15 protein-coding genes are annotated in these 26,889 nt (G+C 71.6%); 6 read left to right on the forward strand and 9 right to left on the reverse strand.

The window, feature by feature from the left end; translation table 11 throughout:
• Positions 1-19: 19 nt before the first annotated feature.
• The 8 genes from PBV52_RS38805 to PBV52_RS38840 all read right to left on the reverse strand — a co-directional run bounded on the left by PBV52_RS38805 (position 20) and on the right by PBV52_RS38840 (position 16,361).
• Entirely contained in the window at positions 20-1,858 is a 1,839-nt protein-coding gene (locus tag PBV52_RS38805; protein ID WP_274245173.1) for a fatty acyl-AMP ligase, read from the reverse strand.
• Complete coding sequence (locus PBV52_RS38810; protein WP_274245175.1) at positions 1,851-2,117, reverse strand: acyl carrier protein; 267 nt, start codon at positions 2,115-2,117, stop codon at positions 1,851-1,853. Before PBV52_RS38810 ends, PBV52_RS38805 begins: the two co-directional genes overlap by 8 nt.
• Complete coding sequence (locus PBV52_RS38815) at positions 2,114-5,116, reverse strand: aldehyde dehydrogenase family protein (protein ID WP_274245176.1); 3,003 nt, start codon at positions 5,114-5,116, stop codon at positions 2,114-2,116. Before PBV52_RS38815 ends, PBV52_RS38810 begins: the two co-directional genes overlap by 4 nt.
• A gap of 14 nt (positions 5,117-5,130) precedes the next feature.
• Positions 5,131-12,723, reverse strand: a complete 7,593-nt coding sequence (locus tag PBV52_RS38820; RefSeq protein ID WP_274245179.1) for a type I polyketide synthase — start codon at positions 12,721-12,723, stop codon at positions 5,131-5,133.
• A gap of 321 nt (positions 12,724-13,044) precedes the next feature.
• Positions 13,045-13,836 carry an ABC transporter permease gene (locus tag PBV52_RS38825; RefSeq protein WP_274245180.1) on the reverse strand — a complete coding sequence of 264 codons (792 nt, stop codon included), beginning with the start codon at positions 13,834-13,836 and terminating at the stop codon, positions 13,045-13,047.
• On the reverse strand, positions 13,833-14,819 hold the full coding sequence (locus tag PBV52_RS38830; protein WP_274249851.1) for an ATP-binding cassette domain-containing protein: 987 nt from the start codon (positions 14,817-14,819) through the stop codon (positions 13,833-13,835). The genes PBV52_RS38825 and PBV52_RS38830 overlap by 4 nt, the downstream gene beginning before the upstream one ends.
• Positions 14,820-14,912: 93 nt before the next feature.
• Positions 14,913-15,755 carry a DUF4097 family beta strand repeat-containing protein gene (locus tag PBV52_RS38835; protein WP_274245182.1) on the reverse strand — a complete coding sequence of 281 codons (843 nt, stop codon included), beginning with the start codon at positions 15,753-15,755 and terminating at the stop codon, positions 14,913-14,915.
• 87 nt (positions 15,756-15,842) lie between these two features.
• Positions 15,843-16,361 (reverse strand): toxin-antitoxin system HicB family antitoxin, encoded by a 519-nt coding sequence (locus tag PBV52_RS38840; protein WP_274245184.1) that lies wholly within the window; start codon positions 16,359-16,361, stop codon positions 15,843-15,845.
• Between the two features lie 440 nt (positions 16,362-16,801).
• Between PBV52_RS38840 and PBV52_RS38845 the strand changes: the two genes are divergently transcribed.
• The gene (locus tag PBV52_RS38845) at positions 16,802-19,297 is read left to right on the forward strand and encodes an ATP-binding protein (RefSeq protein ID WP_274245186.1); all 2,496 of its coding nucleotides are present in this window, start codon (positions 16,802-16,804) and stop codon (positions 19,295-19,297) included.
• 73 nt (positions 19,298-19,370) lie between these two features.
• On the opposite strand, the gene PBV52_RS38850 is transcribed toward PBV52_RS38845, so the two are convergent.
• Positions 19,371-19,892, reverse strand: coding sequence for a hypothetical protein (locus tag PBV52_RS38850; RefSeq protein WP_274245187.1), 522 nt, complete (start codon positions 19,890-19,892; stop codon positions 19,371-19,373).
• Positions 19,893-20,104: 212 nt separating this feature from the next.
• Between PBV52_RS38850 and PBV52_RS38855 the strand changes: the two genes are divergently transcribed.
• The 5 genes from PBV52_RS38855 to PBV52_RS38875 all read left to right on the forward strand — a co-directional run bounded on the left by PBV52_RS38855 (position 20,105) and on the right by PBV52_RS38875 (position 26,776).
• On the forward strand, positions 20,105-21,952 hold the full coding sequence (locus PBV52_RS38855; protein WP_274245189.1) for an APC family permease: 1,848 nt from the start codon (positions 20,105-20,107) through the stop codon (positions 21,950-21,952).
• A gap of 254 nt (positions 21,953-22,206) precedes the next feature.
• Positions 22,207-22,296, forward strand: coding sequence for a K(+)-transporting ATPase subunit F (gene kdpF / locus PBV52_RS38860; RefSeq protein ID WP_109004339.1), 90 nt, complete (start codon positions 22,207-22,209; stop codon positions 22,294-22,296).
• A gap of 8 nt (positions 22,297-22,304) precedes the next feature.
• Complete coding sequence (gene kdpA / locus PBV52_RS38865) at positions 22,305-23,966, forward strand: potassium-transporting ATPase subunit KdpA (protein ID WP_274245193.1); 1,662 nt, start codon at positions 22,305-22,307, stop codon at positions 23,964-23,966.
• Positions 23,966-26,101, forward strand: a complete 2,136-nt coding sequence (gene kdpB / locus PBV52_RS38870; protein WP_274245195.1) for a potassium-transporting ATPase subunit KdpB — start codon at positions 23,966-23,968, stop codon at positions 26,099-26,101. The genes kdpA and kdpB overlap by 1 nt, the downstream gene beginning before the upstream one ends.
• A gap of 6 nt (positions 26,102-26,107) precedes the next feature.
• Positions 26,108-26,776 (forward strand): potassium-transporting ATPase subunit C, encoded by a 669-nt coding sequence (locus PBV52_RS38875; protein ID WP_274245196.1) that lies wholly within the window; start codon positions 26,108-26,110, stop codon positions 26,774-26,776.
• Positions 26,777-26,889 lie beyond the last annotated feature (113 nt).

Genomic DNA, 26,889 nt, shown 5'->3' on the forward strand with positions numbered 1-26,889 from the left:
GGGCGGTCCGTGCCGCGCGTCAGGAGCTCGGCCGAGGGATCGGCTCGGCCGGGGTGAGGAGGTCGGAGTGCAAGGGGTCGAGGCCCGTCGAGCGGAGCTCCTCGCGGGTTCGTGAGCGCTGGATCTTGCCGCTGGTGGTCCGGGGCACGCTCATCGGCCCGACGATGACGACTTGGACGGCCAGCCGCAGTTCGTGGGCCAGGCGCCTTCTGATGAGGTCGGCGAGGGCCGCGGGAGTGCGGCCGTTGAGGTGGAGCGGGCGGATTTCCTGGACCAGCACGATCCGCTCGCGGCCGGAGCCGTCGGGCAGGGTGAAGGCGGCGCAGGGGCCGGTCGCGGGGTCGGCTGTTTCGCTGATGCGCTCGATGTCCTGGGGGTGGATGTTGCGCCCGTTGGCGATGATCAGGTCCTTGGCGCGACCGGTGACGTAGAGCTCGCCCTCCTGGAGGAAGCCGAGGTCTCCGGTGCGCAGGTACGGGCCGTCACCCCCGTGGCCGTCTCCATCGCTGTCGCCGTCCCCGTCCCCGTCTGCGGTGACAGCGCCGAAGTGCTCGGCGGTGCCTTGTGGGTCGTTGAGGTAGCCGTCGGCGACGCTGTCGCCGCGTACCCAGATCTCGCCGACCCGCCCGTCCTGCAAGGGGCATGAGGTCGCGGAGTCGACGATCCGGACATCGGTGCCGGCGGGACGGCCGCAGCCGACCAGGTCGACGCCGTGCGAGGCGGGCACAGCCCGGCCGGCCTCCAGCGCGTCCCGGTCGAAACGCCCCACGGTCGGCCCGCTGCCGCAGGACGTGCCGGTCACCATGAGAGTGGCCTCGGCCAGGCCGTAGCTGGGCGCCCAGATGTCCGGACGGAAGCCGATGGGGGCGAGTCGGCGGGCGACCGCGTTCAGGACGTCGGCGTGGACGGGCTCGGCGCCGCTCAGTGCGAAGCGCAGGCAGTCCAGGTTCAAGTCAGGGTCCAGGTCGGTTAGTTGGCCGTCCTTGAGGCTCCTCAGCAGCCAGTCGTAGCCGAAATTCGGGGCGAAGGTGTAGAAGGCCCGGTACCTGCTGATCATCTGGAGCCAGAGCAGCGGGTGGGCGATGAAGGACACCGGGGAGCAGAAGACGAGGTTGCCGCAGCTCGCGAGCGGGCTGAGCAGCATGCCGACCAGGCCCATGTCGTGGTAGTGCGGGAGCCATCCGGCGCCGGACTGCGACGGGTCGTGGCGCAGTTCGTCCAGGACGTCCCCGGGGAGGAGGTTCTCCCTGATCGACAGCAGGTTGTGCAGCAGGTTCCGGTGGGTGATGACGACACCGCGCGGCTCGCTCGTCGACCCGGAGGTGTACTGGATGTAGGCGGTCGCGGAGAGCTCCAGGGCGACGGGGGACCAGGGGCCGGGGTCCGGCAGACCGGTCCCGTCGGTCCCGGCGGTCCTGTCAGTCCCGTCGGTCGCGACGCACTCCGTCCGCGAGGTGAGGCCCAGGCCTGCCAGCCAGGAGCCGAGCCTCGGTTGGTGAGCGGCATCGCTGAGGACCAGCCCGACGTCCGCGTCGCGGATGATGCCCTCGGCGCGTTCCAGGGCCCGCCGGTCCGTGGCCGGCAGCGGGGCGGGGATGGCGACCCGCCCGGAGTACAGGCAGCCGAGGAAGACCGCGAAGAACTCCAGGCCCGCCGGGTACATCAGCAGGACACGCGCGCCGGGCGCTGTCCTGTCGGCCAGCCATGCCCCCACCGCTCGGGCCCGCGCGTCGAGTTGGGCGTACCCGAGACGTTCCACCTCGACGAGATCGTCCCGGACGCTGTCCACGCGCGCGTACCAGCGGGTGTCGCCGAGGAGCCACATCTTCTCGCGCAGGAACCGGACGAGTTCACTCACCGCCGGCTCCGATCCGTCCGGCCAGGGCCTCCTCCACGTAGCCGACCACGGCGCCGACCGTGTGCAGCTCCCAGGCGATTTCGTCGGGGATGCGCACCCCGAACCGCTCCTCGGCGACGACGGTCATCCGCACCAGGACGAGCGAGTCGAGGGCGAGGTCCGCGATGAACGCGGTCTGCTCGTCGACCTGTTCGGGGTCGATGTCGCCGAACTCGGCGAGCATCGCCTTCAGTTCGGCGAGGATCTCGGAGCGGTTCACCGAACGGCCCGCTTCTGGGGCTGCTGCAGCTTGCGTAGCTTCTGGACTTTCTGAGCCTTCTGAGTCTTATGTGGCTTTTGTGCCTTACCTGTCTTCCGTGGCACGTCCCAGGCGACGGGCAGGACACTGAGCCCGCGCTCGAACATGCTGGGCCGCCACCGCGGCGTGCCGTCCAGCCGCAGGCCGGGCAGCCGGCGCAGCACGGTGGTGACGGCGGCCTCGGCCGTCATCCGGCCGATGTGGGCGCCCAGGCAGTAGTGGGCGCCATGCCCGAACGCCAGATGGCCGGGGGTGGGACGGCGCAGGTCGAGCCGGTCGGGGTCGGGGAAGCGGGCGGGGTCCCGGTTGGCCGCGCCGAGGCACAGGAACAGGGACTCGTTCGCCGGGACGGTCACCTCGCCGAACTCGACGGCTTCGAGGGTGCCCCGCCAGCTCGTGAACGGCAACGGGCTCTCGTAACGGAGGAGTTCACCGATGCCCGTCTCCAGCAGCGCCGGGTCGCCGCGGAGCTCGGCGAGTTGGCCGGGGTGGGTGAGCAGGGCGTGCAGGCTGTTGCCGACGCTGTTGATGCTGGGGTCCTGGCCCGCCACCAGCATCATCATGACCTGGCCGTGCAGTTCGTCCTCGCCGATCAGAGCGTCCTCGTCGCGGGCCCGGACCAGCAGCGAGATCAGGTCGTCGCCGGGGGCGCGGCGCTTCTCGGCGACCGCCTTGCGGACGAACCCGTCGATCTCGTGGGCGAGCGCCGCCACGTAGGGGACGTCGTTGTTCCATTCGGCGGTCCGCCAGATCATCGCCCGCAGATGGTTCATCCGGGGCGGGGTGGCGCCGAGGACGGAGAACAGGACGTTGCCGCCGAGCGGGTAGGCGACGGCCGCCATGAGGTCGGCCCGACCCCGGTCCACGATCTGGTCGATCCGGGTGTCGACGACGCGCTGCACCCGGGAGCGCCACTGTTCCTGGCGCGCGGGCGTGAAGAACGGCCGCATGATCGCCCGCAGTTCGGCATGGCGCGGGTCGTCACTGTCCAGCAGGTGCGTGAAGAGCCGCTCCCGCAGCTCGGACGGCCAGTGCCGCAGCCACATACGGCCGGCGGTGATGCGTGTGCTGTCGCAGCTCACCCGCGCGTCGGTGTGGGCCCGCCGGACGTCGTCGTAGCGGGTCAGCAGCCAGCCCGGACCGTCCGGAGCCATGATCTGGCTCACCGGCCGGTGCTCCCGCAGCCAGTGCAGCGTCGGGTACGGGTCGTGCTGGAACGCCTCGGTGAACGGAGCCGGCAGCCCGCCCGGCAGCTCCTCGGGCGGCCAGCCCGGCGGGTACTCCCGGACCGCCTCGACCCTGGGCCTGCGCCGCGCCGGGACGTACGGGGTGACGCCCTCGGACGGCGCGGGCGGGGACTGCGCCACGGACACGCCCTGGAGGCGACTGGTGCGCAGCATCGGGTAGTTGAGCTCGCCGAACCGGTCGCCGCTCAGCCCCGGGCCGCCATGGTTGGACAGGTACGGAACGCCCGCGAGGTGCGAGTCGTTCACCCGGATCTGGCCGCACGAGCGGACGTCCCGGACGAACCGGTCGATGACCTGCGGGTCCTGTGCCCACAGGGAGTTGCGCAGGCCGTAGGCGCCGGCGGCGACGAACGACACCGTCTCGGCGAGGAGTTCGTCGTCACCGGCGGGCTCGGGGACGACGACGGTCAGCATCGGGAAGAACGTCTCGTGCCGGACCGACCTGAGCTCCCGCGCCCGGGCGAGCCCGTCGACCCGGATGAGTGCCGGCTCCGCGAAGACGGCGACATCGCTCTCCCGGCCGCCCACGTCCAGGTGGCGTCCGCCGGTCAGCACACGGGCGCCCGCCCGCCGGGCGTCGGCGAGCGCCGCGTCGTATCCGGCGGTGTTGGGCGTGGCAGCCAGCACCACCTCGGGATCGTCGGGGAAACCGGGCCGCAACGCCCGGACGCGGTCGGTGAGTCGGTCGACGAGCCGGTCGGCGATCTCCGGGTGGACGAGCGCGATGTTGGGCGCACAGCAGATCTGGCCGCTGCCGTGGTACGACTCCAGCAGCGCGTCCACGGCCCGGTCGAGGGGCGCGTCACGCCACACCACGACCATGTCGTTGCCGCCGAGTTCCAGGATCGGCTTCTTGCCCGCGACGAGGCACGCCTTCTCGATCTGTTCGCCGCGGATCGAGTCGCCGAAGTACAGCACGTCGTCCACCAGCGGACTGTCCAGCCAGGCATCCAGCGCCTGGGCCGGGTCGGTGCACAGCGCCGACAGGACACCGGGCGGGGCACCGGCCTCGGCCAGCGCCGGTACGGCGATCCGCTCCAGCAGATACATCGCGGCGATCGGCGCCTGTCGCGACAGCCGCACCACCAGCGCGTTGCCCGCCAGCACGGACTGGAAGGCCGCGCCGACGCTCAGCGCCGGGGTGTTCTGCGGCGGCTGCACGCAGACGACGCCGTCCGGCATCCGGCGCAGCGACACCGTCCGTCCACCGGCGGTGTGCCGTGTCTCCAGCTGCCGCAGACACCAGTCGGTGGTCTCGGGCGCGAAGAAGGTGACAAGGTTGGCGACCTCCATCCGGGCCAGCCGGACCGGGTGCCCTTCCTCGACCAGGAGGTCGGTCAGCGTGTCCGCGTGTTCCCGCAGCCGTGCGCGGAACGCCTCGGCGACGGCGGCGCGTCGGGCTCGCGGGCTGCCGCCCCATTCGTCCGCGGCGTGCCGTGCCGTGCGCAGCGCGGTCTGCATGAGGTCGGGTCCGGCGACGGCGCAGCGCCCCAGGATCGTTTCCGGGTGGGCGTCGACGCGCATGTGCCCGGCGTTGAGCGCGTTGCGGTAGCAGGTGGCGCCGATGGGGTCGTCGATCAGCGCGCTCGCGCGGAGTGCGTAGACCCACTCGGTCGGGCTGGGGACGGTGGTGCCGCCGAGGAGGGGACCGAAGCTGAGAAAGCTTTCGGTGGGGTCCGCCGTCGGGGTATCGGGTTCCTGACAGGTCACCATGACGGGCCTCCCTTTCAGCCGTTGGCGGTGTCGGTGGTGCGCACGCCCAGGCGCAGCAGCACGTGGCGGGCGAGGTCGGTGACGGTGACGCCGCTCTGGAGGAGTTCCAGGGGCGGGATCTCGACATCGAGGCGTTGGCGCAGTGTGGTCAGCAGCTCGGCGGCCATCAGGGAGTCGACGCCGTAGTCCTGAAGCGGCAGCTTCGGATCGAGGCGGGCGGCGTCGGTCTGCAGGATCTGGGCCAGATACTCGGCGAGCGTGCCGCCGACCGTCGTCAGCGCCTCTTCGGCGGTGAGGTCGGCCAGGGCCGCCACGAGGTCCTGGCGGGTGTGCCCGCCGAGGTCGCCGTCGGCGGGCAGCAGCGCCGCGAAGCGGGGCGTGGTCAGGGTCGGCAGGAAGGTGCGCAGCCGGGCCCAGTCGTGTCGGCCCACACCTGCGACGACGGTGCCGGACGCCGCCAGCGAGTCCAGGGCGTCCAGCGCCTCGCGCGAGCCGAGCGCGACTGTGCCGAGCGCTTCCATGGACGGTACGAGCCCCTCGCGGGCGACATGTCCGCAGTCCCCGAGCGCACCCCAGGCGACGGCGATGGCCGCTTCGGTGCCGTGCCGCCTGCGGGCCAGCGCTTCGGTGAACAGGTTCCCGCCGACGTAGGCGGACTGCTTGACGTTGCCCACGGCCGTGGTGAACGAGGAGTACAGCCAGAACAGCCGCAGGTCGTGCTCCCGGGTCAGCGCGTCGAGGACCGCCGCGCCGGCCAGCTTGGGGGCCAGGACCGCGCGGATCCGCTCGTCGGTGAGTTCGGTGAGGGGGGCGTCGTCGAGCGTCATGGCCGCGTGGACCACACCCGCGAGCCGGTGCCCGGTGGCGTCGACGCGGCTGATCACCTCGGCCATGGCGGCGGAGTCGGTGACGTCGGCGGCGTACGGCGTGGCGGTCACGCCCAGCGCGGTCAGGCCGGACAGTACGTCGGTCGCCTCGGGACCGTCGGGGCCCCGCCGGGAGACCAGGGCCAGATGGCGGGCGCCGCGGTCGGCGAGCCGGCGGGCGGTCGCGGCGCCGAATCCGCTCAGCCCGCCGGTGACCAGATAGGTGCCGTCGGGTTCGAGCCGGGGCGGCTCGGGCCGAGTCCGGACGGGAACCGGGCCGTCCTGCGGATCGAGGCTCACGACGACCTTGCCGATGTGCCGCGAGTGCTGCAGCAGCGCGAACGCCTCGCCGACCCGTGCGGCCGGGTACACCGTGTGCGGCAGCGGCCGGTAGCGGCCGTCCGCCACCCGTTCGGCGACCTCGGCGAGCAGACGCCTGCCTTGTGCGAGCCCCGCCGCGTCGGACAGCAGGGCGGTGACGTCGACGCCGAAGAAGGCGATGTTGCGGCTGAACGGCCGCATGAGGAGCGGCTTGTTGGCGTAGATGTCGCGCTTGCCGAGTTCGATGAACCGGCCGCCCGGCCGCAGCGTCTCCAGGCCCCGGTCGATGGCCTGCCCCGCCAGCGAGTTGAGCACCACGTCGATCCCGCGCCCACCGGTGATCCGCAGCGCCTGACCGGCGAAGTCCAGGCTCCGGGAATCCAGTACGTGCTCGACGCCCAGCGCGCGCAGCAGGTCACGCTTGGCCGGGCTGCCCGCGGTGGCGATCACGGTGGCGCCCACCAGACGGGCGTACTGGACGGCGGCCAGCCCCACCCCACCGGCGGCCCCGTGCACCAGCACGGTCTCCCCGGGCGCCAGTCGCGCCAGGTCGTGCAGGGCGTAGTGGACCGTCAGGAAGGCCACCGGCACGGTCGCGGCCTCCGCGAAACCGAGACCGTCGGGGATCTTCACCACGGCCGCCGCGGGAGCCACCGTGTGCGAGGCCAGGCAGGCCGGCACCGCCGCGCACACCCGGTCCCCGACGGCCACGTCGCCCACGCCCTCGCCCACGGCCGTGACGATCCCGGCGCATTCGAGGCCGGGGCCCGTGTCGCCGAACCCTCCCTCTGTCGCCTCCGGGGGCAGCAGACCGGTCGCCTGCATGATGTCGCGGTAGTTGAGCGCGGCGGCGCGCACCGCGATCACCACCTCACCGGCCCCGGGGGCGACGGGCTGGGTCCGCGTCCAGGCCGGCTCGTACGACAGTCCGGGCGCGCGGATCTCAAGGGCGAAGGGTCCGTCGCCGCTCCGCTCGATGTGCTCGCCGGACGGGAGTTCGCGTTCCCGGGGTACGAAGCGGCCGCCCGTGGTGATGACGATCTCGTCCTCACGTGCGGCCGGGCCCTCGTCCTCACCGAACGACACGGCGGGTTCCAGCAGTTCGCGGGCCAGCCGGTGCGCGTCGGCGGCCGGGTCGCCGAGGCGTTCCAGCGACAGCCGGGTCACCCGCAGGTCGGGGTGCTCGTTGGCCAGGGTGCGGGCCACGCCCCAGGCGGCGGCGTCCTGCGGGTGGGCGGCGCGTTCGGGTGCGGGCAGTGCGCCGCTGGGCCGGGTCACCAGCCACAGGGCGGGCCGGGCGCCGTCCGGGAGGCTCTTGCAGGCCGCGGCCAGGGCGCGCAGCGTGGCAGCGCGCCGTACGGCCTGGTCGAGCATCGCCTGCGGGGCGGAGGGGGAGTCGGCGGGGGAGTCGCCCAGCAGGAGCACCACGGCCGGGTCGCCCTCACCGGCGAGCGACGCCGTCCAGGCCGCGGGGTCGACGGGAGCGGACGTCACCGGGACGGACCGCGTTCCGCCGTCGGCCAGGAGTGCGGCGAGGTGCTCGGCCAACGGCGTCTCCGGTTGGCTCTCGGTGGCCACGATCCACCGGGTGCCGTCGTCCGGCCGGGGCAGCGCGGGCTGGGCGGTCTCGTATGCGGGTGCCGAGGCCAGCAGCACCGAGACGCCGTCCCGGGCCGGTGACTCGATGCTGCCGCCGATGTGGACGACGTCGGCGAGGCCGCATGCGGGCAGCACCTCGGCCCACTGTTCGCGGCTCAACAGGGGTGAGTCCGGACGCAGTTCGTCGTCGTGGCTCCAGAAGCTGTCCAGCGTGCCGAAGAACGGCAGCAGATAGCCCGTGTCGTGAGTCTCGAAGGCCAGCAGTCGGCCGCGGGGAGCCAGCAGCCCGCGTACCCGGCGCAGGGCCGACCGCAGGTCGGTCGCGGTGTGCAGGGAGTTGGCCGCGACGATCAGGTCGTAAGCACCGTCGGCGAAGCCCTGCTCAGCCGGGTCGGCGTTCAGGTCGAACGGACGGTAGTCGACGAAGTCGTGGTCGCCGAAACGGTGCCGGGCGCGGGCGAAGAAGCCCGCGGAGACGTCCGTGAAGTGGTAGACGGTCCGCTCCGGTGGCAGCAGCGGCAGCACCGCTGCGGCGGTCCCACCCGTGCCCGCGCCGATCTCCAGGATCCGTAGCGGCCGGTCCTCGGGCCAGGACCGGGCGATCTCCGCCGCGAGCGAGGCAAGGACCCGGTTGGGGAAACGGCAGGACGGCGCCACGTCGTAGAACTGCTCCAGGGCTTCTTGGGAACCCTGGCCGGTCAGCAGCTGCAGCGCGTCGCGCTCACCGCGCAGCACCTGCGGCAGGTGCGACAACTGGCGGACCGCCAGCTGCACTTCGGCACTGCAGGCCGGGAAGTCCGACGGCAGCGCGGCCAGGAGGGGGCCCGGGGCCGCAGTGCCGGTCAGCCGCCACCGTCCGTCCTCGCGGGCGGCGGCCAGACCGTGACCGGCCATCAGGTCGAGCAAGGTCCGCGCCAGCCGGTCGTATCCGGGAAGCATCCCGTGCCGGACCAGGTCGGCGGGCGTGAACTCGGCCACCTCCGCGGGCAGCAGGCTCTCGAACGCGGCGGCGGCCACATGGGCGGTCACCAGCTTCAGCCGGGCGGCGAAGTCCTCGAAGCGCGTGGCGCGCCAGCCGGCCTCCACAGCGGCGACGCTCCCTGCGACGGCCGCGGCGAGGTCATGGTTGGCGGGCAGCGGCGAGGGCGCCGCCGGCAGGTGGAGATGCGGCGCGGCCCGCAGCACGGTCTCGTACCGCAGGGGCGCCCGGTCGGCCGGGCCGGGCACCCGACGCATCCGTACGCCGTCCAGTTCGGCGGTGACGCTGCCGTCCGGGTCGGTGACGGTGATGTCGAAGCAGAGTTCGGCGGTGCCGCGTGTGCGGTCGCGGACGTGCAGCATCCCCGTCGCGGACGGTCTCCGCCAGACGCGTACGGCCCCGATCGCGGCCGGAAGCCAGCACTGCCCGGCGCCGGCCCGGGCGGCCACGAGCGGCACACATGCCTGGAGCGCGCCGTCCAGCAGCGCCGGATGCACCACGTACTGCGCGGTGTCGGCCGCGTCCGTGGTGTGCCGGTAGGCCGCCAGTACCTCCCCGTCCCCGAGGTGCAGCCGCGCGAGCTGGCGGAACGCGGGCCCGTAGTCCAGACCGTTCGCGGCCAGTTCGCGATACAGGGTGTCGACGTCGCCCCGGCGGGCGCAGCGGGCACGCACCGCGGCCACGTCGATCCGGGCGGGCGGGCGGCCGATCAACTCGCGGACCCGGCACCGGGCGTGCGGACGGGGCCGAGTGCCGTCCACGTCGGTGCCGTCGGTGGCCTCGGTGCTGGTGATGGACACCATGCCGTCGTCGGGTGAGAACCCGAGCTGCACGTGGACGTCCCCGGCCCGGTCCCACGGGACGACCAGCGGGCGGCTCACCTCCAGCCAGGCCAGTTCCACCGGGCCGTCCAGCACCCGCCGGCCGGCGGACAGAGCCATCTCGACGTAGCCCGTCGCGGGGAGAACCACCGATCCGGCCACCTTGTGGTCGGCCAGCCAGGGCACCAGCACCGGTTCGACCGGCCCGTGCCAGGAGGGTTCCGCCGTCGGCAGCCGCTCGCCCAGCAGGGGGTGGTCCAGCCGTCCCGATCCGCTGCTGACGATCCACTGCTGCGGGGTGCCGCTCCAGTGCCGTTCCCGCTGCCACGGGTACGCGGGAAGCTCCGCCACTCGGGCGGGGCGCGGGAACCAGCGCGTCCAGTCCGTCTGCGCCCCGGCGGCGATCAGCGCTTCGACCGACCGGCGCAGCGCGGCCGGGCCGGCGGCGCTGCGGCGCAGGGTGTCGAGTACGGCCACCCGGTCGCGTCCGGCGGTGATCCGGCGCAGGTAGGTGCGCAGGACGGGATGGGGGCCGACTTCCAGCAGGACGTCGACGCCCGCGTCCAGGGCGTGGCCGACGGCGGCGGCGAACCGGACCGGCTCGCGGACGTTGCGCCACCAGTATTCGGCGTCCAGGCCGCTCGCGGGCACCGGGCCGCCGGTGACCGTGGAGATCAGCGCCTCGGTGCTCCTGCTCGGGGCCAGCCCTTCGAGGCCGACGGCCAGCGGGGCGCGGACCCGCTCCATGACCGGGCTGTGGAAGGCGTAGTCGAGGTCCATGAGCCGGAAGAACACCTCGCGGGCCGTCAACTCCTCGCCCAGCGACTTGAGTTGGTTGACAGGTCCGGCGATCGTCACGTCCCTGGCGCTGTTCACGGCGGCCACCACCAGGCCCGGGTAGGCCGACAGAGCCCGCTCCGCCTCGGCCGACGGCAGCCCCACCGCGGCCATCCGGCCCCGGCCGGCCGTGGCCGCCTGGGCCCGGCCGCGCTCGGCGACCACCCGCGCCGCCTCCTGCAGCGTCAGCGCGCCGACGGCGTACGCGGCGGCCACCTCGCCGACGCTGTGCCCGAGCGCGACCGTCCACTTCACGCCCCGCTCGCGCAGGACCGCGACGATGCCGGCCTGCATCGTGAACAGCAGCGGCTGCGCCACCTCGGTGGCCTCCAGCCCCCACTCGTCCGCCGGCCGGCGCAGCTGCGCGGCGACCGACCAGCCGATCCGGGGCTCCAGCGCGCCGTCGGCCGCCTCCACCTCCGCGCGGAACACCGGGTCGGCGTCCAGCAGGTCGGCGGCCATCCCCGCCCACTGCGAGCCGTTGCCGGCGAAGACCAGCCCGACCCGGCCGTGCTCGACCGCCTCACCGGTCACGCCGTCGTCGGTCAGGATCCGCGCGGCTTCGTACGGGGAGGAGGCGAGCGCCACGCGGCGGTAGCGGTGCTGCGCGCGGCGGAGGCTGGTGGTCGCGGCGATGTCGTAGAACTCCGCCGACTCCGCGAACTCCGCCGACTCCGCCGACTCCGTCGGCGCTGTGGGCCCTGTCGGGTCTGTGGGCCCCGTGGGTTCCTGCGGCTCTGTCGGCTTCTCCGGCGTGGTGCGCGTCAGCCGGGCGGCCAGCCGCCGTGCCGCCTCCTCGGCCGCCTGCGGGGTACGCCCCGAGGCGATCACCGGCAGTTCACCGACCGCATCCGTGCCGGCCGGCAGGGTGGCGGAAGGCGGCGGGCCCACGACGACATGGGCGTTGGCCCCGCCGAACCCGAAGGAGTTGACGCCCACGAAGCGCCGTCGGCCCCGACCCCCCGAGGCCAGCGGACGCGCCCGGTCGACCGGCTCCAGCCCCAGCCCGGCGAAGTCGATTCCGGGGTTGAGCGGTTCCAGGTGCAGTGAGGCGGGGATCGTGCCGTACCGCAGCACCGTGAGGGCCTTGAACAGCCCCGCCATGCCCGACGCCGGCTCCAGGTGCCCGACGTTGGACTTCACCGACCCGATGGGCAGCGGGCCCACCGTCCGTGCCACGCCCAGCACTTGGCCCAGCGCCGTGCACTCGGCCGGATCCCCTGCCTGCGTGCCGGTGCCGTGCGCCTCCACGTACTCGACCTCGTCGGGCGTGATCGCGGCCCGCTCGTACACCCGCCGCAGCAGGTCCTCCTGCGCCCGCGCGCTGGGCAGCGCCAGCCCGACCGTGCGCCCGTCGCAGTTGCTGCCGGCGCCGGCGATCACGCCGTGGATCCGGTCGCCGTCGGCCAGTGCGTCGGACAGCGGCTTCAGCACCACCACGCCCGCACCCTCGGCCCTGACGAACCCGTCGGCGTCCGCCGAGAACGCCGCGCACCGGCCCCGCTTCGACAGCATCGACGCCTGGCTGAACCCGACGAATCCCGCAGGGTTCAGCAGTACGTTGACCCCGCCCGCCAGCGCCACACGGCTGCCGCCCGACGCGAGCTCCTTGCAGGCGCGTTCCACGGCCACCAGCGACGACGAGCAGGCGGTGTCGACGGCCATGCTGGGCCCGCGCAGGTCGAAGAAGTGCGACAGCCTGTTCGCCGCGATGGAATGGGCCGTGCCCGCCATGGAATAGGCGTTCAGCCGCCGCGCCCTGACCATCTGCAGCCCGCCGTAGGAGAAGTCCGAGACGCCGACGAACACACAGGTGTCGGAGCCCGCCAACGTCCCGGGGTCGATCCCCGCGTCGTCCAGCGCCTCTACGGCCGTCTCCAGGAGCAGCCGGTGCTGCGGGTCCATCTGCGCCGCCTCCCGCGGCGAGATCCCGAAGTAGTCCGCGTCGAACCCGGCGATGTCCGCCAGGAACCCGCCTCGCGCGGTGTACGACTTCCCCGGCCGCGTCATCGCGGTGTCGACGAACCGCGCACTGTCGAACCGCTCCTGCGGAACTGCCCCGACCAGGTCACGCCCGGCCTCCAACGCCTCCCACAGCCCGGCCAGATCCACGATCCCACCGGGCAGTCGGCACCCCAGACCCACGATCGCGAACGCGTCCGTCCCGTACGAGTCCCCCGCCATCTCAGCCCCCAGTCCAGAAACTCTGTGTAATCACTCGACTACGGGATCACCATGGCCGGGGCGCCGGGACAGGTCAAGCGGAACTGGGAGGAATACCCCTCCCCTTCACGTCATGACCTGCAGTAACTCCCATGTGAATGACGGTAATCGGAGTCAACCTGTGTAGCCGGGAGCACCGAGTGGGGGAACGGCGCCTGACTCCAGCGAGTGATGGTGGGGCGTGCTCGATGCCGCCGAACAACTCGGTCAACGCCGACGGGGCGGCGTACGCCGACGTGGTGTCGGAGTGCGCCGCCCCGACGTGGGGAGGGCTGCCGGCCCCTACTTCGGGTCGCGGTTGAACAGCGACTTGGACCAGGCGTAGCCGAGCACGGCCAGCCCCACGCACCAGGCGACGGCGAGCCATCCGTTGTTGCCGATTTCCGTGCCGAGCAGCAGGCCGCGCAGGGTTTCGATGGCGGGCGTGAAGGGCTGGTACTCGGCGATCGGCTGGAACCAGCCCGGCATCGCGTCGACCGGCACGAAGGCGCTGGAGAGGAGCGGCAGGACCATCAGCGGCATGGCGTTGTTGCTGGCCGCCTCGGCGTTCGGGCTGGACAGGCCCATCCCGACCGCGATCCAGGTGAGCGCCAGGGAGACGAGCGTCAGCAGCCCGACTGCGAGGATCCACTCCAGGACGGTGGCATCCGTGGCCCGGAACCCGATCGCCACGGCGACGGCCCCGACGAGCACCACGCTCATCACGCACTGCAGCACGCTGCCGACGACGTGCCCGATGAGTACCGATCCGCGGTGGATCGCCATCGTGCGGAAGCGGGCGATGATGCCCTCGGTCATATCCGTGGCGACGGACACCGCGCTGCCGATCGTGGTGCCGCCGATGGTCAGCATCAGGATGCCCGGGACGAGATACGCGAGGTACTCGGACCGGTCGGCACCGCCGTCCCCGATGCCGGCGCTCATCACGTCGCCGAAGATGTAGGCGAAGAGCAGTAGCAGCATGACCGGCGAGAGCAGCAGGTTCAGGGTGAGGGACGGGTAGCGCCGGGCGTGCAGGAGGTTGCGGCGCAGCATCGTGGTCGAGTCGCGGACGGCGAGGGAGAGGGAGCTCATCGGACAGCCTCCTTCGGCTGGTTCGGCTGGTCGGTGCTGCCGGTCAGGGCGAAGAAGACGTCGTCGAGGTCGGGGGTGTGCACGGTCAGCTCGTCCGCCTCGATACCGGCGGCGTCCAGCCAGTCGAGGAGGGAGCGCAACTCGCGCTGGGTTCCGTCGCTGGGTATCTGCAGGGCGAGCACCTCGTCGTCGCGGGTTGTCCCGCGCAGTGCGGTGGCCGCCCGTTCGTACGTGACCGGGTCGGTGAAGCGGAGGCGGACGTGTCCGCCGGGGATGAGTCGCTTGAGCTCTTCGGCGGTGCCTTCGGCGGCGATCTTGCCGTCGTTGAGTACGGCGATGCGGTCGGCGAGTTCGTCGGCCTCCTCCAGGTACTGCGTGGTGAGGAAGACGGTGACGCCGTCGGAGACCAGCTCGCGGATGATCTGCCACATGTTGTGCCGGGAGCGTGGGTCGAGGCCGGTGGTCGGCTCGTCGAGGAAGATGATCCGTGGGTTGCCGACCAGGGTCATGGCGATGTCGAGGCGGCGCTTCATGCCGCCGGAGTAGGTGGAGGCGGGCTTCTTCGCGGCCTCCACGAGGTCGAAGCGCTCCAGCAGTTCGGCGCTGACCTGCCGTCCCGCACGCTTGGAGAGGTGGTGCAGGTCGGCCATGAGGAGCATGTTCTCCTCGCCGGTGATCAGCCCGTCCACGGCGGAGAACTGCCCGGTGACACCGATCGCGGCGCGCACGCCGTCCGGTGACGTGGCGATGTCGTGGCCCGCGACCTGGGCCTGCCCGCCGTCGGCGGCGATGAGCGTGGACAGGATCTTCACGGCGGTGGTCTTGCCGGCGCCGTTCGGCCCGAGCAGCGCGAACACGGACCCGGCCGGGATACGCAGATCGATGCCGTCGAGGACGCTCTTGTCGCCGTACGACTTGCGCAGACCGATGGCGGAGACGGCGGCCGGCGACGGGTGGCCGTCCCTTCGACTGGACGTGGGCATGACAGGTGAAGGCATGGAGCCCTCCCGTTCGAAGGCTGAAGTGGCTGGGAGATCGGAAGGAATGACGAAGACTGGTGCGGGGGAGGGGAGCGCTCAGGCTTTGGCGCGGAAGACGTCGATGTTGCCCCAGTTGGTCCGTGCGCGGACCTTGACGGTGCCCTCGGTCTGCTCCGGGGCCTCGGACGCGGTGAGCGTGTTGCGTACCTGCCCGCGGTTGGAGCTGACGTCGAGCCAGGCGGCCGTGCCCGCGCGGATACCGACCTCGATGGAGCCGTTGGAGGTCTCCAACTGGACGTCACCGCTGGAGACTTCGGCGACGCGAAGGGAGGCGTTGGTCGTGGTGCCGATGACCGATGCCTCGGCGCACGCGATGTCGATGCCGCCGTTGGCGCCGCTCATCCGCAGCTCGCCGGTCACGGTGCCGACGGTCGTGTTGCCGTGCGAGTTCTTCAGGACGGCGGGGCCGTCGACGAGCCCGACGCGCACGCTGCCGGAGCTGGTGGTGATCTCGGCCTTGCCCTCGACCCGGTCGACGGTCATCGAGCCGTGGGAGACGGTCAGCTGGAGCGGTCCGGTCGTGTCGAGGCGGACGTCACCGGTCGAGGTCTTCACCCGGACCTCGCCGAGCCTGCCCTCGCCGAGCAACTGGGCCCAGGAGCCGGTCATTTCGACGCGTGATCCCGTGGGCAGTTCGACCGTCACGTCGGTGACGCCGGAGGGCCCGATCATGCGTCGCTCCTTCGTCCTGACGGTCAGGACGCCGCTCGCGTAGGTGACCTCGGTCTGCTCGGCGGCCCGCACGTCCTTGTCCCTCTTCGGGTCGCGGGGCTGCACCTCGACGACCGTGTCGAGGCGGTCGGCCGCGGTGAACCGGATGGAACCGGCGCCCACGTGGGCGTTGACCGAGATCGGTTCGGGAGTGTCGAAAGAAGGCATGGCTGTACCGTCCTCATGAGTCCTTGGGTCGTCCCCGCAGGTGGGACGTGGTGTGGGTGCAGTGCGTTTCTTTGGGGGCGGGCGCGGTCAGCGCACCCAGCCGGTGAAGCTCTGTCCGACGGTGCGGGTCCTCTCCGTCGTACGCGGCTGCGTGCCGCCGTCGACCGCGGCCGACACGGCGCGCACCAACCACGCGTTGACCGACAGCCCCTCGCGGCTCGCGGCCTCCTCGGCGCGCGCCTTGAGGTGGGCCGGCAGCCGCAGGTTGACGCGGGCGGTGCCGCCCTCGTCGCCGTCGGCGGGCGCCTGTGCCTTGAGCGGTTCGACGGGCGCGGCCGGCTCCCCCGGGGCGCCGCCGTAGGTGGGCGGCGGGGTCACCACGAAGTCGGGGTCGAGCCCGCGCAGCCGTACGTCGACCGAGCCGGGGGCGAGTTCGCGGGTGATCTCGTCCATCGCGGCGGAGAGCACGTTGAGCATGGTCAGCCGGGTCGCCGACTCCAGGGGAGCGGTGAGCCTCTCAGCCAGCTCGCGGGCAGCTTCCCCGCCGGCTTCGGCGGCCACCGCGAGTTCGCGGCGGAGGGTGTCGACATACGGGGTGAGGTCCATGGCGCCATCATGGCACCATGGTGGCGCCATTGGCAAGTCTGGGTGGTGTCATTAGAGGGATGAGGCCAAGGGTGGCTGCCCTACCTGCGGAAACGTGAAGAGCGCGGCTCGAATCATTGTGGCGCCACTCGATGCCAAGTGGTGCCATGCGGTGCCATGTGGTGCCATGCGGTGGCAGTTTCCGGAGGCTCGCAGCGCCTCGGTGAGCAGGCCCCGGCCCTTACGGAACTGTGCCGCGTATTCCTGGCGGAGGCACCCGATCGAACCAGGTCACGTCAAGACAGCGTCAAGGTCCCCGCGGCCGGCGCCAAGGAACCGCTAACAACCGCGCCGACCACCCTGCGAAACGGCTTCCTTGGGAGGAAGAACCCTTGGGCACGGGGGAGTTGAGCCCTGGTACGCAAGGGCGTTGAGCCAGTGAGCGGAGCGCGTCGGCGGCGATGAGTCACGTACGGCCCGGACGACTGAAGGTCTACCTCGGGGCGGCTCCGGGGGTCGGCAAGACCTACCGGATGCTCGACGAGGGGCGGCGCCGCGCCGCGCGCGGGGCGGATGTGGTGGTGGGGTTCGCGGAGTGCCACGGACGCCCCCACACGCAGGCGATGCTCGACGGCCTGGAGAGCGTCCCCCGCGCGCCCTGCACCTACCGCGGCGGACGCTTCGAGGAGATGGACCTGGCCGCGGTCCTCGCCCGTCGGCCGCAGGTCGCGATCGTCGACGAGTTCGCCCACAGCAACGTCCCCGGCGGCGGCCGCAACGCCAGGCGCCGGCAGGACATCGAGACCCTCCTCGACGCCGGTATCGACGTGATCACCACGCTGAACATCCAGCACCTGGCGTCCCTCAACGACGTGGTCCAGAAGATCACCGGCGTGCCCCAGCACGAGACCGTGCCCGACGAGGTCGTACGACGCGCCTGGCAGATCGAGCTGGTGGACATGGAGCCCGAGGGGCTGCGCCGACGGATGGCACACGGCAACATCTACGCCCCCGAGAAGATCGACGCGGCCCTCGCCAACTACTTACGGCCGGGCAACCTGACCGCACTGCGCCAGCTGGCGCTGCTCTGGGTGGCCGACCGGGTCGACGAGGCGCTGCAGGAGTACCGCTCGCAGCACGGCATCGGCGGGGTGTGGGAGACCCGGGAGCGGGTGGTCGTCGCCCTGACGGGCGGGCCGGAGGGGGACACGCTCGTCCGGCGGGCCGCCCGGATTGCCGACCGTTCGGCCGGTGGCGATCTGCTCGCCGTGCACGTGGCTCGCAGCGACGGTCTCGCCGCCGGGGTCTCGCACGCCTCGCTCGCCCGGCAGCGCAGGCTCGTGGAGGACCTCGGCGGCAGCTACCACTCGGTCGTCGGCGACGACGTGGCCACCGCACTGGTGGAGTTCGCCCGGGCCGAGAACGGCACGCAACTCGTGCTGGGCACGAGCCGCCGCGGCCGGCTGGCCCGGTTCCTGACCGGGCCCGGCACGGGGGAGACCGTGACCGAGCTGTCCGGCGACATCGACGTGCACCGGGTCACCCACGAGCGGGCCGGGCGCGGCACGCTCCTGCCGTCGAGACGCCGCACGCTGTCGACGGCCCGACTGATCGCCGGTCCGGTGGCCGGGCTGGTGCTGCCCGTGCTGCTGACAGCCGTCCTCGCCCAGCTGCGGGGCACGCTGAACCTGACCAGCGAGGCCCTGCTGTTCCTGCTCACGGTGGTGGGCGTGGCCTGCATAGGCGGGGTCGCCTCGGCGGTGATCGCGTCGGTGACGGCGTCGCTGCTGCTGAACTACTGGTTCGTCCCGCCGATCGGCCGGTTCACACTGGATGACCCGAACACCCTGCTGGCGCTGGCGGTGTTCGCTGTCGTGGCGGCCACCGTGGCCGCGGTCGTGGACCGGTCCCTGCGGCTGTCGCGGCGCTCCGCCCGGGCGACGGCCGAGGCGGAGACCATGTCGTCCCTGGCCGGCAGCATCGTGCGCGGTGAAGCGACCATCCCGGCCCTGCTGGAGCGGACGCGCGAGACCTTCGGCATGGAGTCGGCGGACCTGGTGGACGAGCCGCCCGACGCGGCCGGGGTGACGGCCGTTCCGGCGGGCCCCGGCGCCTGCCTCGCGCTACGGGGCCGCACCCTGTCGTCGTCCGAGCGACGGGTACTGGCCGCCTTCGCCGCCCACGTCGGCTCCGCGGTCGAGCGCGCCCGGCTCGCCGAGGCGGCGGCCGAGGTGGAGCCGGTGAAAGCCGCCGACCGGCTGCGCACAGCCCTGCTGCGAGCCGTCGGCCACGACCTGCGCACGCCGCTCGCCGCCGGATGGGCCGCGGTCACGTCCCTGCGCAGCCGCGACGTCGACTTCTCCGCGGAGGACCGGGACGAACTCCTCGCCACCGCCGACGAGTCCATGGCCAAGCTCAACCGCCTGGTGGAGAACCTCCTCGACCTCAGCCGACTGGAGGCGGGCGCCCTCACCCTGAACCTGCGGGCCACCTCCCTGGAAGAGGTGCTGCCCATGGCGCTGACGGACATCCCGGGCGTGGACGTGGCGGACGTGGAGGAGATCCCGGCGGTGCTGGCCGACCCCCCGCTGCTGGAACGGGTCATCGCCAACCTGGTCGGCAACGCCGCCCGTCACACCCCGCCCGGAAAGAAGGTGCTGGTCACCGCCAGCGCCCTGGCGGGTCGGGTGGAGCTGCGCGTCGTGGACCGCGGTCCTGGTCTGCCCGCCGACGGCCGCGAACGGCTCTTCGAGCCCTTCCAACGGCTCGGCGACACCGACAACACCACCGGCCTCGGTCTCGGCCTGGCTCTCGCCCGGGGCCTGACCGACGCCATGAACGGCACCCTCACCCCCGAGGACACCCCCGGCGGCGGCCTCACGATGGTCGTGTCGCTGCCGTTCGCCGCAGAAACCGTGAGTGCCGTACCGACCGAGCGGAGCGTAGGAAGCACCTGATGAGCACGGTGACCGGGACCTGGAAGTGCACCGTACGGGAGGGACCGCCGGACCGGTCAGGAAGGGCTGACGCTCACTCCAGGCCGGAAGCCTGGAACACGGCGCGGGCGGTTTCGCGGTGCACGCGCTGCGCGACGCATCGCAAGGCGGTCGCACCGCACAGCAACGAGCCGTCGGCGGCGGCCTTCCGTGCGCCCTCGTCCAGGCGGAGCCACAGCTGCGGATTGCGCACCAGGACCTCGGGGTCGATCTCGACGCGGCCGCCCAGGGCGTCGCGCAGCAGGATCCGCTCGGAGATGCCGTCCAGGCAACGGACCGACACCAACAGGTCCGTCCGCACCCGGTGCTCGCGCACCAGTCGACGCGAGGCCAGCCAGTTCCCGCCCGCGGACACCCGGGCGGGGTACAGCACGACGAAGAGCAGCCCGGCGAGTACGCACCACAGTGCGGCGCGCCACGGGGTGATCCGGCCGGAGCCCCAGTCGACCAGGAGAAGGAGAGCGAGCAGGACGCCGGCGCAGCGGACGGTGCTCCATAACTCCCGTGTCCACTCGGGGTCGTCCGCCGCTTCCCCGGACCTGTCAGGGCGTCCCATGACGCAGACGTTAACGAGCTGGGGCAACCACGTCTGCGGACCTTGATGCGGCTCTGACAGAGCGGCCCGTCAAGGTTCCGTCAGGGTCGGCCGGTTGGGCGCGAAGATGCCGCAAGGAACAGTCCGAGTCGGCGGCAGACGGACGGAACCTGGGTGCAGCCGCGCACACCTCAGCCCTCGTGCGCGGCCGAAGGAAGAAGGAGCACGCACCCATGTCCGTCCTGACCACCGAGCCGGATGCCGTCCCCACCGACGAGGAGCCGCCTGATACCGGCGAACGCCACCGGCTGACCGCCGTCACCGGCCTGGCCGCGCTGTCGCTGGACGCGATGGCGTCGGTGGCGTACGGCCCCGAGGCGATCGTCCTCGTCCTGGCCGCCGCGGGTGCCCACGGCCTGGGCTTCACGCTGCCGGTCACGCTGGCCATCGCCGCCCTCCTCGCGGTGCTGGTGGCGTCGTACCGGCAGGTCATCGCGGCCTTCCCGGACGGCGGCGGCTCCTACGCGGTCGCGAAGACCCACCTGGGCGCGCGCACGAGTCTGGTGGCGGCGGCCTCGCTGGTGCTGGACTACGTCCTCAACGTCGCCGTGGCCGTCACGGCGGGCGTGGCGGCGCTGACCTCCGCCTTCCCGGCCCTCTACGCCGACCGGCTGTGGCTCTGCCTGGCGGTGCTCGCCCTGATCACGGGCGTCAACCTGCGCGGGATCGTGGAGTCCGCCAAGGCGTTCATCGTGCCGACGGTCGTCTTCGTCGGCTCGATCTTCGTGCTCATCGCCGTCGGTCTGTTCCGGTCCGAGCCGGTGAGCACCGCGACAGCGGCGGGCCACGCCTCCGTGCTCGCCGACAACGCCACCAGCGTGGGCGCGTTGCTGCTGCTGAAAGCTTTCGCCTCCGGCTGTGCCGCGCTGACGGGCGTGGAGGCCCTCGCCAACGCCGTGCCCTCCTTCCGCGTCCCGCGCGTCAAGCGGGCCCAGCGCGCCGAGGTCGCCCTCGGCGCCGTCCTCGGCCTGATGCTCATCGGTCTGTCGGTGCTGATCGGCCGCTTCCACCTCCAGCCGGTCGAGGGCGTCACGGTCCTCGCTCAGCTGGCGGACGCCTCGCTCGGCCACAACTGGGCTTTCTATGTCATCCAGTTCGCGACGATGATCCTGCTGGCGCTCTCCGCCAACACGTCCTTCGGCGGGCTGCCGGTGCTGCTGAAGCTGCTCGCCCGGGACAACTACGCCCCGCACGTCTTCGCTCTGAAGGCCGACCGCCAGGTCCACCGGCACGGCGTCCTCGCCCTGGCCGTCGTCTCCGCCGCGCTGCTGGTCTTCTCCGGCGGCGACACCAACACCCTGGTCCCGATGTTCGCCATCGGTGTCTTCGTCGGCTTCACCCTCGCCCAGGTGGGCATGGTCCGGCACTGGCGCCTGGAACGGCATCGCAGCCGAGGCTGGTGTGGCAAGGCGCTGCTCAACGGCTTCGGCGCGCTGCTCACCGCTGTCGCGACCGTCGTCGTCACGGCGACCAAGTTCGAGGAGGGCGCCTGGCTGATCGTGATCGCCCTGCCGCTGCTCGTGGCCGCCTTCGAGACCGTGCACCGCGCCTACGACCGGATAGGGGAGCGGCTCGGTCTCGGCCGCATACCGGAGCCCCCGCACCGCGAGCGCTCCCTGGTGATCGTCCCCGTCTCGTCCCTGTCCAGGTTGACGTCGGAGGCGCTCACGGCGGCCGCCTCCCTCGGTGACGAAGTCCGCGCGGTGACCGTGTGCTACCCGGACCCCGAAGACCGGGCGCAGTTGCACGCCCTGGAGCGCTCCTGGGCGCAATGGAACCCCGGTGTGCCGCTGGTCCGGCTGTCCTGCGCGCGGCGCAGTCTGGGCCGCCCGATCGCCGCGTACGTCCGTGAGGTGGCCTCCGCCGAGCCGGGCACCCGCGTCACCGTACTGATCCCGGAGGCCGAGCCGGAGCGGCTGTGGCAGCGGCTGCTGCAGAACCAGCGGGGTGCCGTCGTCGCGCATGCCGTACGGCGCGAGACGGACGCGGTGATCTGCCGGCTCCGCTTCCGGCTGCTGTGACCCGGGTCACCGAGCGCCACAGCGGCCTGCGCCGGTTTGGATCAGGGGCGTAAGAGTCCCGTCAAAGCCGTGGGCGGCGCCGTAAGGGAGCCGTCAACGGCGGCCTGATCCGGCCACGGAGGCGCTTTGCTCTAGTCGTCCCTGTTCCGCCGAACCTCACTCCAGGAGTTCACGATGGCCGACCTGGCCTTCGTCGTCACCACGGTCGCGGTCTTCGCGCTGGTGGCTCTCGTCGCCAAGGGGGTGACGAAGCTGTGACCGCCGAGAACATAGTCGGCCTGCTCGTGGCCGTCGCCCTGCTGGGCTATCTCGTCCTCGCCCTGATCTTCCCGGAGAGGTTCTGAGAGCAGATATGGGTCCCGTACTCGCAGGTGTGCTCCAACTGCTCGCCCTCATAGGCGCACTGGCGCTCGCCTACGTCCCCGTCGGCACCTACATGGCCAAGGTCTACTCCTCCGACAAGCACTGGCGTGTCGAGAAGTGGACCTACAAGGCCATCGGTGCCAACCCCGACGCCGAGATGACCTGGCCCGCTTACCTGCGCGGTGTCCTCGCCTTCTCGGCCGTCAGCGTCCTCTTCCTCTACCTGCTGCAGCGGCTCCAGGGCGTCCTGCCCGGCTCGCTCGGCTTCTCCTCGGTCAACCCGGCGCAGTCGTTCAACACGGCCGTGTCCTTCGTGACCAACACCAACTGGCAGTCGTACTACGGCGAACAGACCATGGGGCACGTCGTGCAGACCGCCGGTCTCGCCGTGCAGAACTTCGTCTCCGCGGCCGTCGGTATCGCCGTCGCCGTGGCCCTCGTACGTGGCTTCGCGCGCTCGCGCACCGGTGAGCTCGGCAACTTCTGGGCCGACCTGGTGCGCGGCGTTCTGCGGATCCTGGTGCCGGGGGCGGCGATCGCAGCCGTGGTGCTGGTGGCGTGTGGTGCGATCCAGAACTTCTCCGGCATCCACGAGGTCGGACAGTTCATGGGCGGGTCGCAGCAGTGGAACGGCGGTGCGGTCGCCTCCACCGAGGCCATCAAGGAGCTGGGCACCAACGGCGGAGGCATCTTCAACGCCAACTCCGCCCACCCCTTCGAGAACCCCACCCCGTTCACGAACCTCTTCGAGATCTTCCTGATCCTCGTCATCCCGTTCTCGCTGACCCGCACCTTCGGCGTGATGGTCGGCTCGGTGAAGCAGGGGTACGCGATCCTCGCGACGATGTTCACCATCTGGCTGGGCTTCGTGGCCCTGATGATGTGGACGGAGTTCGCGCACCACGGGCCGGCGCTCCAGGCCGCGGGCGGGGCGTACGAGGGCAAGGAGGTCCGCTTCGGTGTCGGCTCGTCGTCGATCTTCGCGGTGTCCACGACGCTGACGTCGACCGGTGCGGTGGACTCCTTCCACTCCTCCTTCACCGGCCTCGGCGGCGGCATCACCCTGCTCGGCATGATGCTGGGCGAGATCGCGCCCGGCGGTACCGGCTCCGGCCTCTACGGCATGCTGATCATGGCCGTGATCGCGGTCTTCATCGCCGGTCTGATGGTCGGCCGTACGCCCGAGTACCTGGGCAAGAAGATCGGCACCCGTGAGATCAAGCTGGCGGCCTGCTACATCCTGATCACCCCGGCGCTGGTGCTCGTCTTCACGGCGGCCTCGATGGCGCTGCCGACCCCGCCGGATTCGATGCTCAACTCCGGTGCGCACGGCTTCTCGGAAGTCCTGTACGCGTTCACCTCGGCGTCGAACAACAACGGTTCGGCCTTCGCCGGCCTGAACGCGAACACGGACTGGTTCAACACCATGACCGGACTCGCGATGCTGCTGGGCCGCTTCCTGCCGATGGTGTTCGTGCTGGCGCTGGCGGGGTCGCTCGCCGAGCAGACGCCGGTCCCGGCCACCGCGGGCACACTGCGCACCGAGAAGCCGCTGTTCACCGGCCTGCTGGTGGGCGCGATCCTGATCATCACCGGTCTGACGTACTTCCCGGCCCTCGCGCTCGGGCCGCTGGCCGAGGGGCTGGCGTGATGACCACCGACCTTCACAAGCAAGAGGACTCGATGTCCACAGCGACTCCGACCCGGGCGCCGCACAGCGACGTTCCCACCGGGCACAAGTCCCCCGAGGGCCGTGTAGGAGCGGGCCTGTTCGACCCGAAGCAGCTGGTCAAGTCGCTGCCGGACGCCTTCCGCAAGCTCGACCCGCGGGTGCTGGTCAAGTCGCCCGTGATGTTCGTGGTGTGGGTCGGCTCCGTGCTGACCACGATCTTCTCCTTCACGGACCCGGGCGACTGGTTCGGCTGGACGATCAGCGCCTGGCTGTGGCTGACCGTCATCTTCGCCAACCTGGCGGAGGCCGTCGCCGAGGGCCGCGGCAAGGCCCAGGCCGACACCCTGCGCAAGGCCAAGACCGACACGGTCGCCCGCCGGCGGCTCACCGACGGCTCCGAAGAGCGGGTCCCCGGCACTGCATTGAAGATCGGCGACCTCGTGGTCTGCGAGGCCGGTGACGTCATCCCCGGCGACGGTGACGTCGTCGAGGGCGTCGCGTCCGTCGACGAGTCGGCGATCACCGGTGAGTCCGCTCCGGTCATCCGTGAGTCCGGCGGCGACCGTTCGGCAGTCACCGGCGGCACGAAGGTGCTCTCCGACCGCATCGTCATCAAGATCACGACGAAGCCCGGCGAGACCTTCATCGACCGGATGATCAACCTGGTCGAGGGCGCGGCCCGGCAGAAGACGCCGAACGAGATCGCGCTGAACATCCTGCTGGCCTCGCTGACGATCGTCTTCCTGCTGGCGGTGGCCACGCTGCCGCCGCTCGCGGACTACGCCGGTACGCACCTGACGATGGTGGTGCTGGTCGCCCTGCTGGTCTGCCTCATCCCGACGACCATCGGTGCCCTGCTGTCCGCGATCGGCATCGCGGGCATGGACCGGCTGGTGCAGCGCAACGTACTCGCCATGTCCGGCAGGGCGGTCGAGGCCGCCGGTGACGTCTCCACGCTGCTGCTCGACAAGACCGGCACCATCACGCTCGGCAACCGCCAGGCCGCCGAGTTCGTGCCGGTCTCCGGCATCACCGAGGCCGAGCTCGCGGATGCGGCCCAGCTCTCCTCGCTGGCCGACGAGACGCCCGAGGGCCGCTCCATCGTCGTACTGGCGAAGGAGAAGTACGGACTGCGCGAGCGTCACCAGGGCGAGCTGGCGCACGCCGAGTGGATCGCCTTCACCGCCCAGACCCGCATGTCGGGTGTCGACGTCGACGGCCGCGAGGTCCGCAAGGGCGCCACGGCCTCGGTCGTCGCCTGGGTGAGGGAGCAAGGCGGTGAAGTCGCCGAGGACGCGGACACCATCGCCCACCGCATCTCCGAGGCCGGCGGCACCCCGCTGCTGGTCGCCGCCCTGGACGACCGGGGCGCCCGGGTCCTGGGGGTCATCCACCTCAAGGACGTCGTCAAGGACGGCATGCGGGAGCGGTTCGAGGAACTGCGCCGGATGGGCATCAAGACCGTCATGATCACGGGTGACAACCCGCTGACCGCCAAGGCGATCGCCGAGGAGGCGGGCGTCGACGACTTCCTCGCGGAGGCCACTCCCGAGGACAAGATGGCGTTGATCAAGCGGGAGCAGGCGGGCGGCAAGCTGGTCGCGATGACCGGCGACGGCACCAATGACGCCCCGGCCCTGGCGCAGGCCGATGTCGGCGTGGCGATGAACACCGGTACGTCGGCCGCCAAGGAGGCCGGCAACATGGTCGACCTCGACTCCAACCCGACCAAGCTCATCGAGATCGTCGAGATCGGCAAGCAACTCCTCATCACCCGGGGCGCGTTGACGACGTTCTCCATCGCCAACGACGTCGCGAAGTACTTCGCGATCATCCCGGCGCTGTTCGCGGCCGTCTACCCGGGCCTGGACAAGCTCAACATCATGGGCCTGTCCTCGCCGGACTCCGCGATCCTGTCCGCCGTCATCTTCAACGCGCTGATAATCATCGCGCTGGTGCCGCTCTCCCTGAAGGGCGTGCAGTACCGGCCGGTCAGCGCCGACAGGATGCTGCGGCGCAACCTCACCGTCTACGGCATCGGCGGACTCGTCGCCCCCTTCATCGGCATCAAGATCATCGACCTGCTCATCTCTCTCATCCCCGGGATCGGTTGATCCATCATGAACAACTCGGTTACGAACACCGCCCGGTTGCTGGGGGCGGGCCTGCGAGCCCTCCTGGTGCTGACCCTGGTGACCGGCGTCATCTATCCGCTGGTGATCACCGGGATCGCCCAGGGGCTGTTCCACAACAAGGCGAACGGCTCCCAGATCGAGGTGGACGGCAAGGTCGTCGGCTCGTCCCTGATCGGGCAGTCGTACAACCTGCCCCTGAAGAAGGGCCAGGAGACCCCGGACGCGGACCTGAAGTGGTTCCAGGGCCGTCCGGCGAACGGGCTCGGCGCCAACAGCATCAACACGCAGTACAAGTTGCTGCTGTCCGGCGCCACCAACCTGTCCGCCGACAACAAGGATCTGATCAGGCAGGTCGAGGACGCCAAGGCCGCGGTCGTGAAGGACAACTCCGTGTCCGGCTACACCGTCAGGCCGTCGGACGTCCCCGCGGACGCGGTGACCTCCTCCGCCTCCGGCCTGGACCCGGACATCTCCCCGGCCTACGCCGAACTCCAGGCCCACCGCGTCGCCGCGAAGAACGGCCTGTCCGCCGCCCAGGTGGAGAAGCTGGTCAAGGACCACACCGAGGGCCGCACCCTCGGCTTCATCGGCGAGCCCCGCGTGAACGTCCTCGAACTCAACATCGCGCTCAAGGACCTTACGGCGAAGCACTGACGGGATGACGCGACACGAGCGGGAGTTGGCGGCCGGGAGGCGTCCCGATGCCGTCAACTCCCGCAGTCATGACGTCGGTTGCCTCACGTTCGGCGCTCCCCGGCCGGACAGAC

This window comes from Streptomyces sp. T12 (assembly GCF_028736035.1).
Lineage (GTDB): Bacteria > Actinomycetota > Actinomycetes > Streptomycetales > Streptomycetaceae > Streptomyces.

What these genes read in the sequence shown, in the direction of transcription:
- PBV52_RS38815 (WP_274245176.1), bottom strand. Translation starts at nt 5,116, where the DNA reads ATGGTGACCTGTCAGGAACCCGATACCCCGACGGCGGACCCCACCGAA.
- PBV52_RS38820 (WP_274245179.1), bottom strand. Translation starts at nt 12,723, where the DNA reads ATGGCGGGGGACTCGTACGGGACGGACGCGTTCGCGATCGTGGGTCTG.
- PBV52_RS38825 (WP_274245180.1), bottom strand. Translation starts at nt 13,836, where the DNA reads ATGAGCTCCCTCTCCCTCGCCGTCCGCGACTCGACCACGATGCTGCGC.
- PBV52_RS38830 (WP_274249851.1), bottom strand. Translation starts at nt 14,819, where the DNA reads ATGCCCACGTCCAGTCGAAGGGACGGCCACCCGTCGCCGGCCGCCGTC.
- PBV52_RS38835 (WP_274245182.1), bottom strand. Translation starts at nt 15,755, where the DNA reads ATGCCTTCTTTCGACACTCCCGAACCGATCTCGGTCAACGCCCACGTG.
- PBV52_RS38840 (WP_274245184.1), bottom strand. Translation starts at nt 16,361, where the DNA reads ATGGACCTCACCCCGTATGTCGACACCCTCCGCCGCGAACTCGCGGTG.
- PBV52_RS38845 (WP_274245186.1), top strand. Translation starts at nt 16,802, where the DNA reads ATGAGTCACGTACGGCCCGGACGACTGAAGGTCTACCTCGGGGCGGCT.
- PBV52_RS38850 (WP_274245187.1), bottom strand. Translation starts at nt 19,892, where the DNA reads ATGGGACGCCCTGACAGGTCCGGGGAAGCGGCGGACGACCCCGAGTGG.
- PBV52_RS38855 (WP_274245189.1), top strand. Translation starts at nt 20,105, where the DNA reads ATGTCCGTCCTGACCACCGAGCCGGATGCCGTCCCCACCGACGAGGAG.
- kdpA (WP_274245193.1), top strand. Translation starts at nt 22,305, where the DNA reads ATGGGTCCCGTACTCGCAGGTGTGCTCCAACTGCTCGCCCTCATAGGC.
- kdpB (WP_274245195.1), top strand. Translation starts at nt 23,966, where the DNA reads ATGACCACCGACCTTCACAAGCAAGAGGACTCGATGTCCACAGCGACT.
- PBV52_RS38875 (WP_274245196.1), top strand. Translation starts at nt 26,108, where the DNA reads ATGAACAACTCGGTTACGAACACCGCCCGGTTGCTGGGGGCGGGCCTG.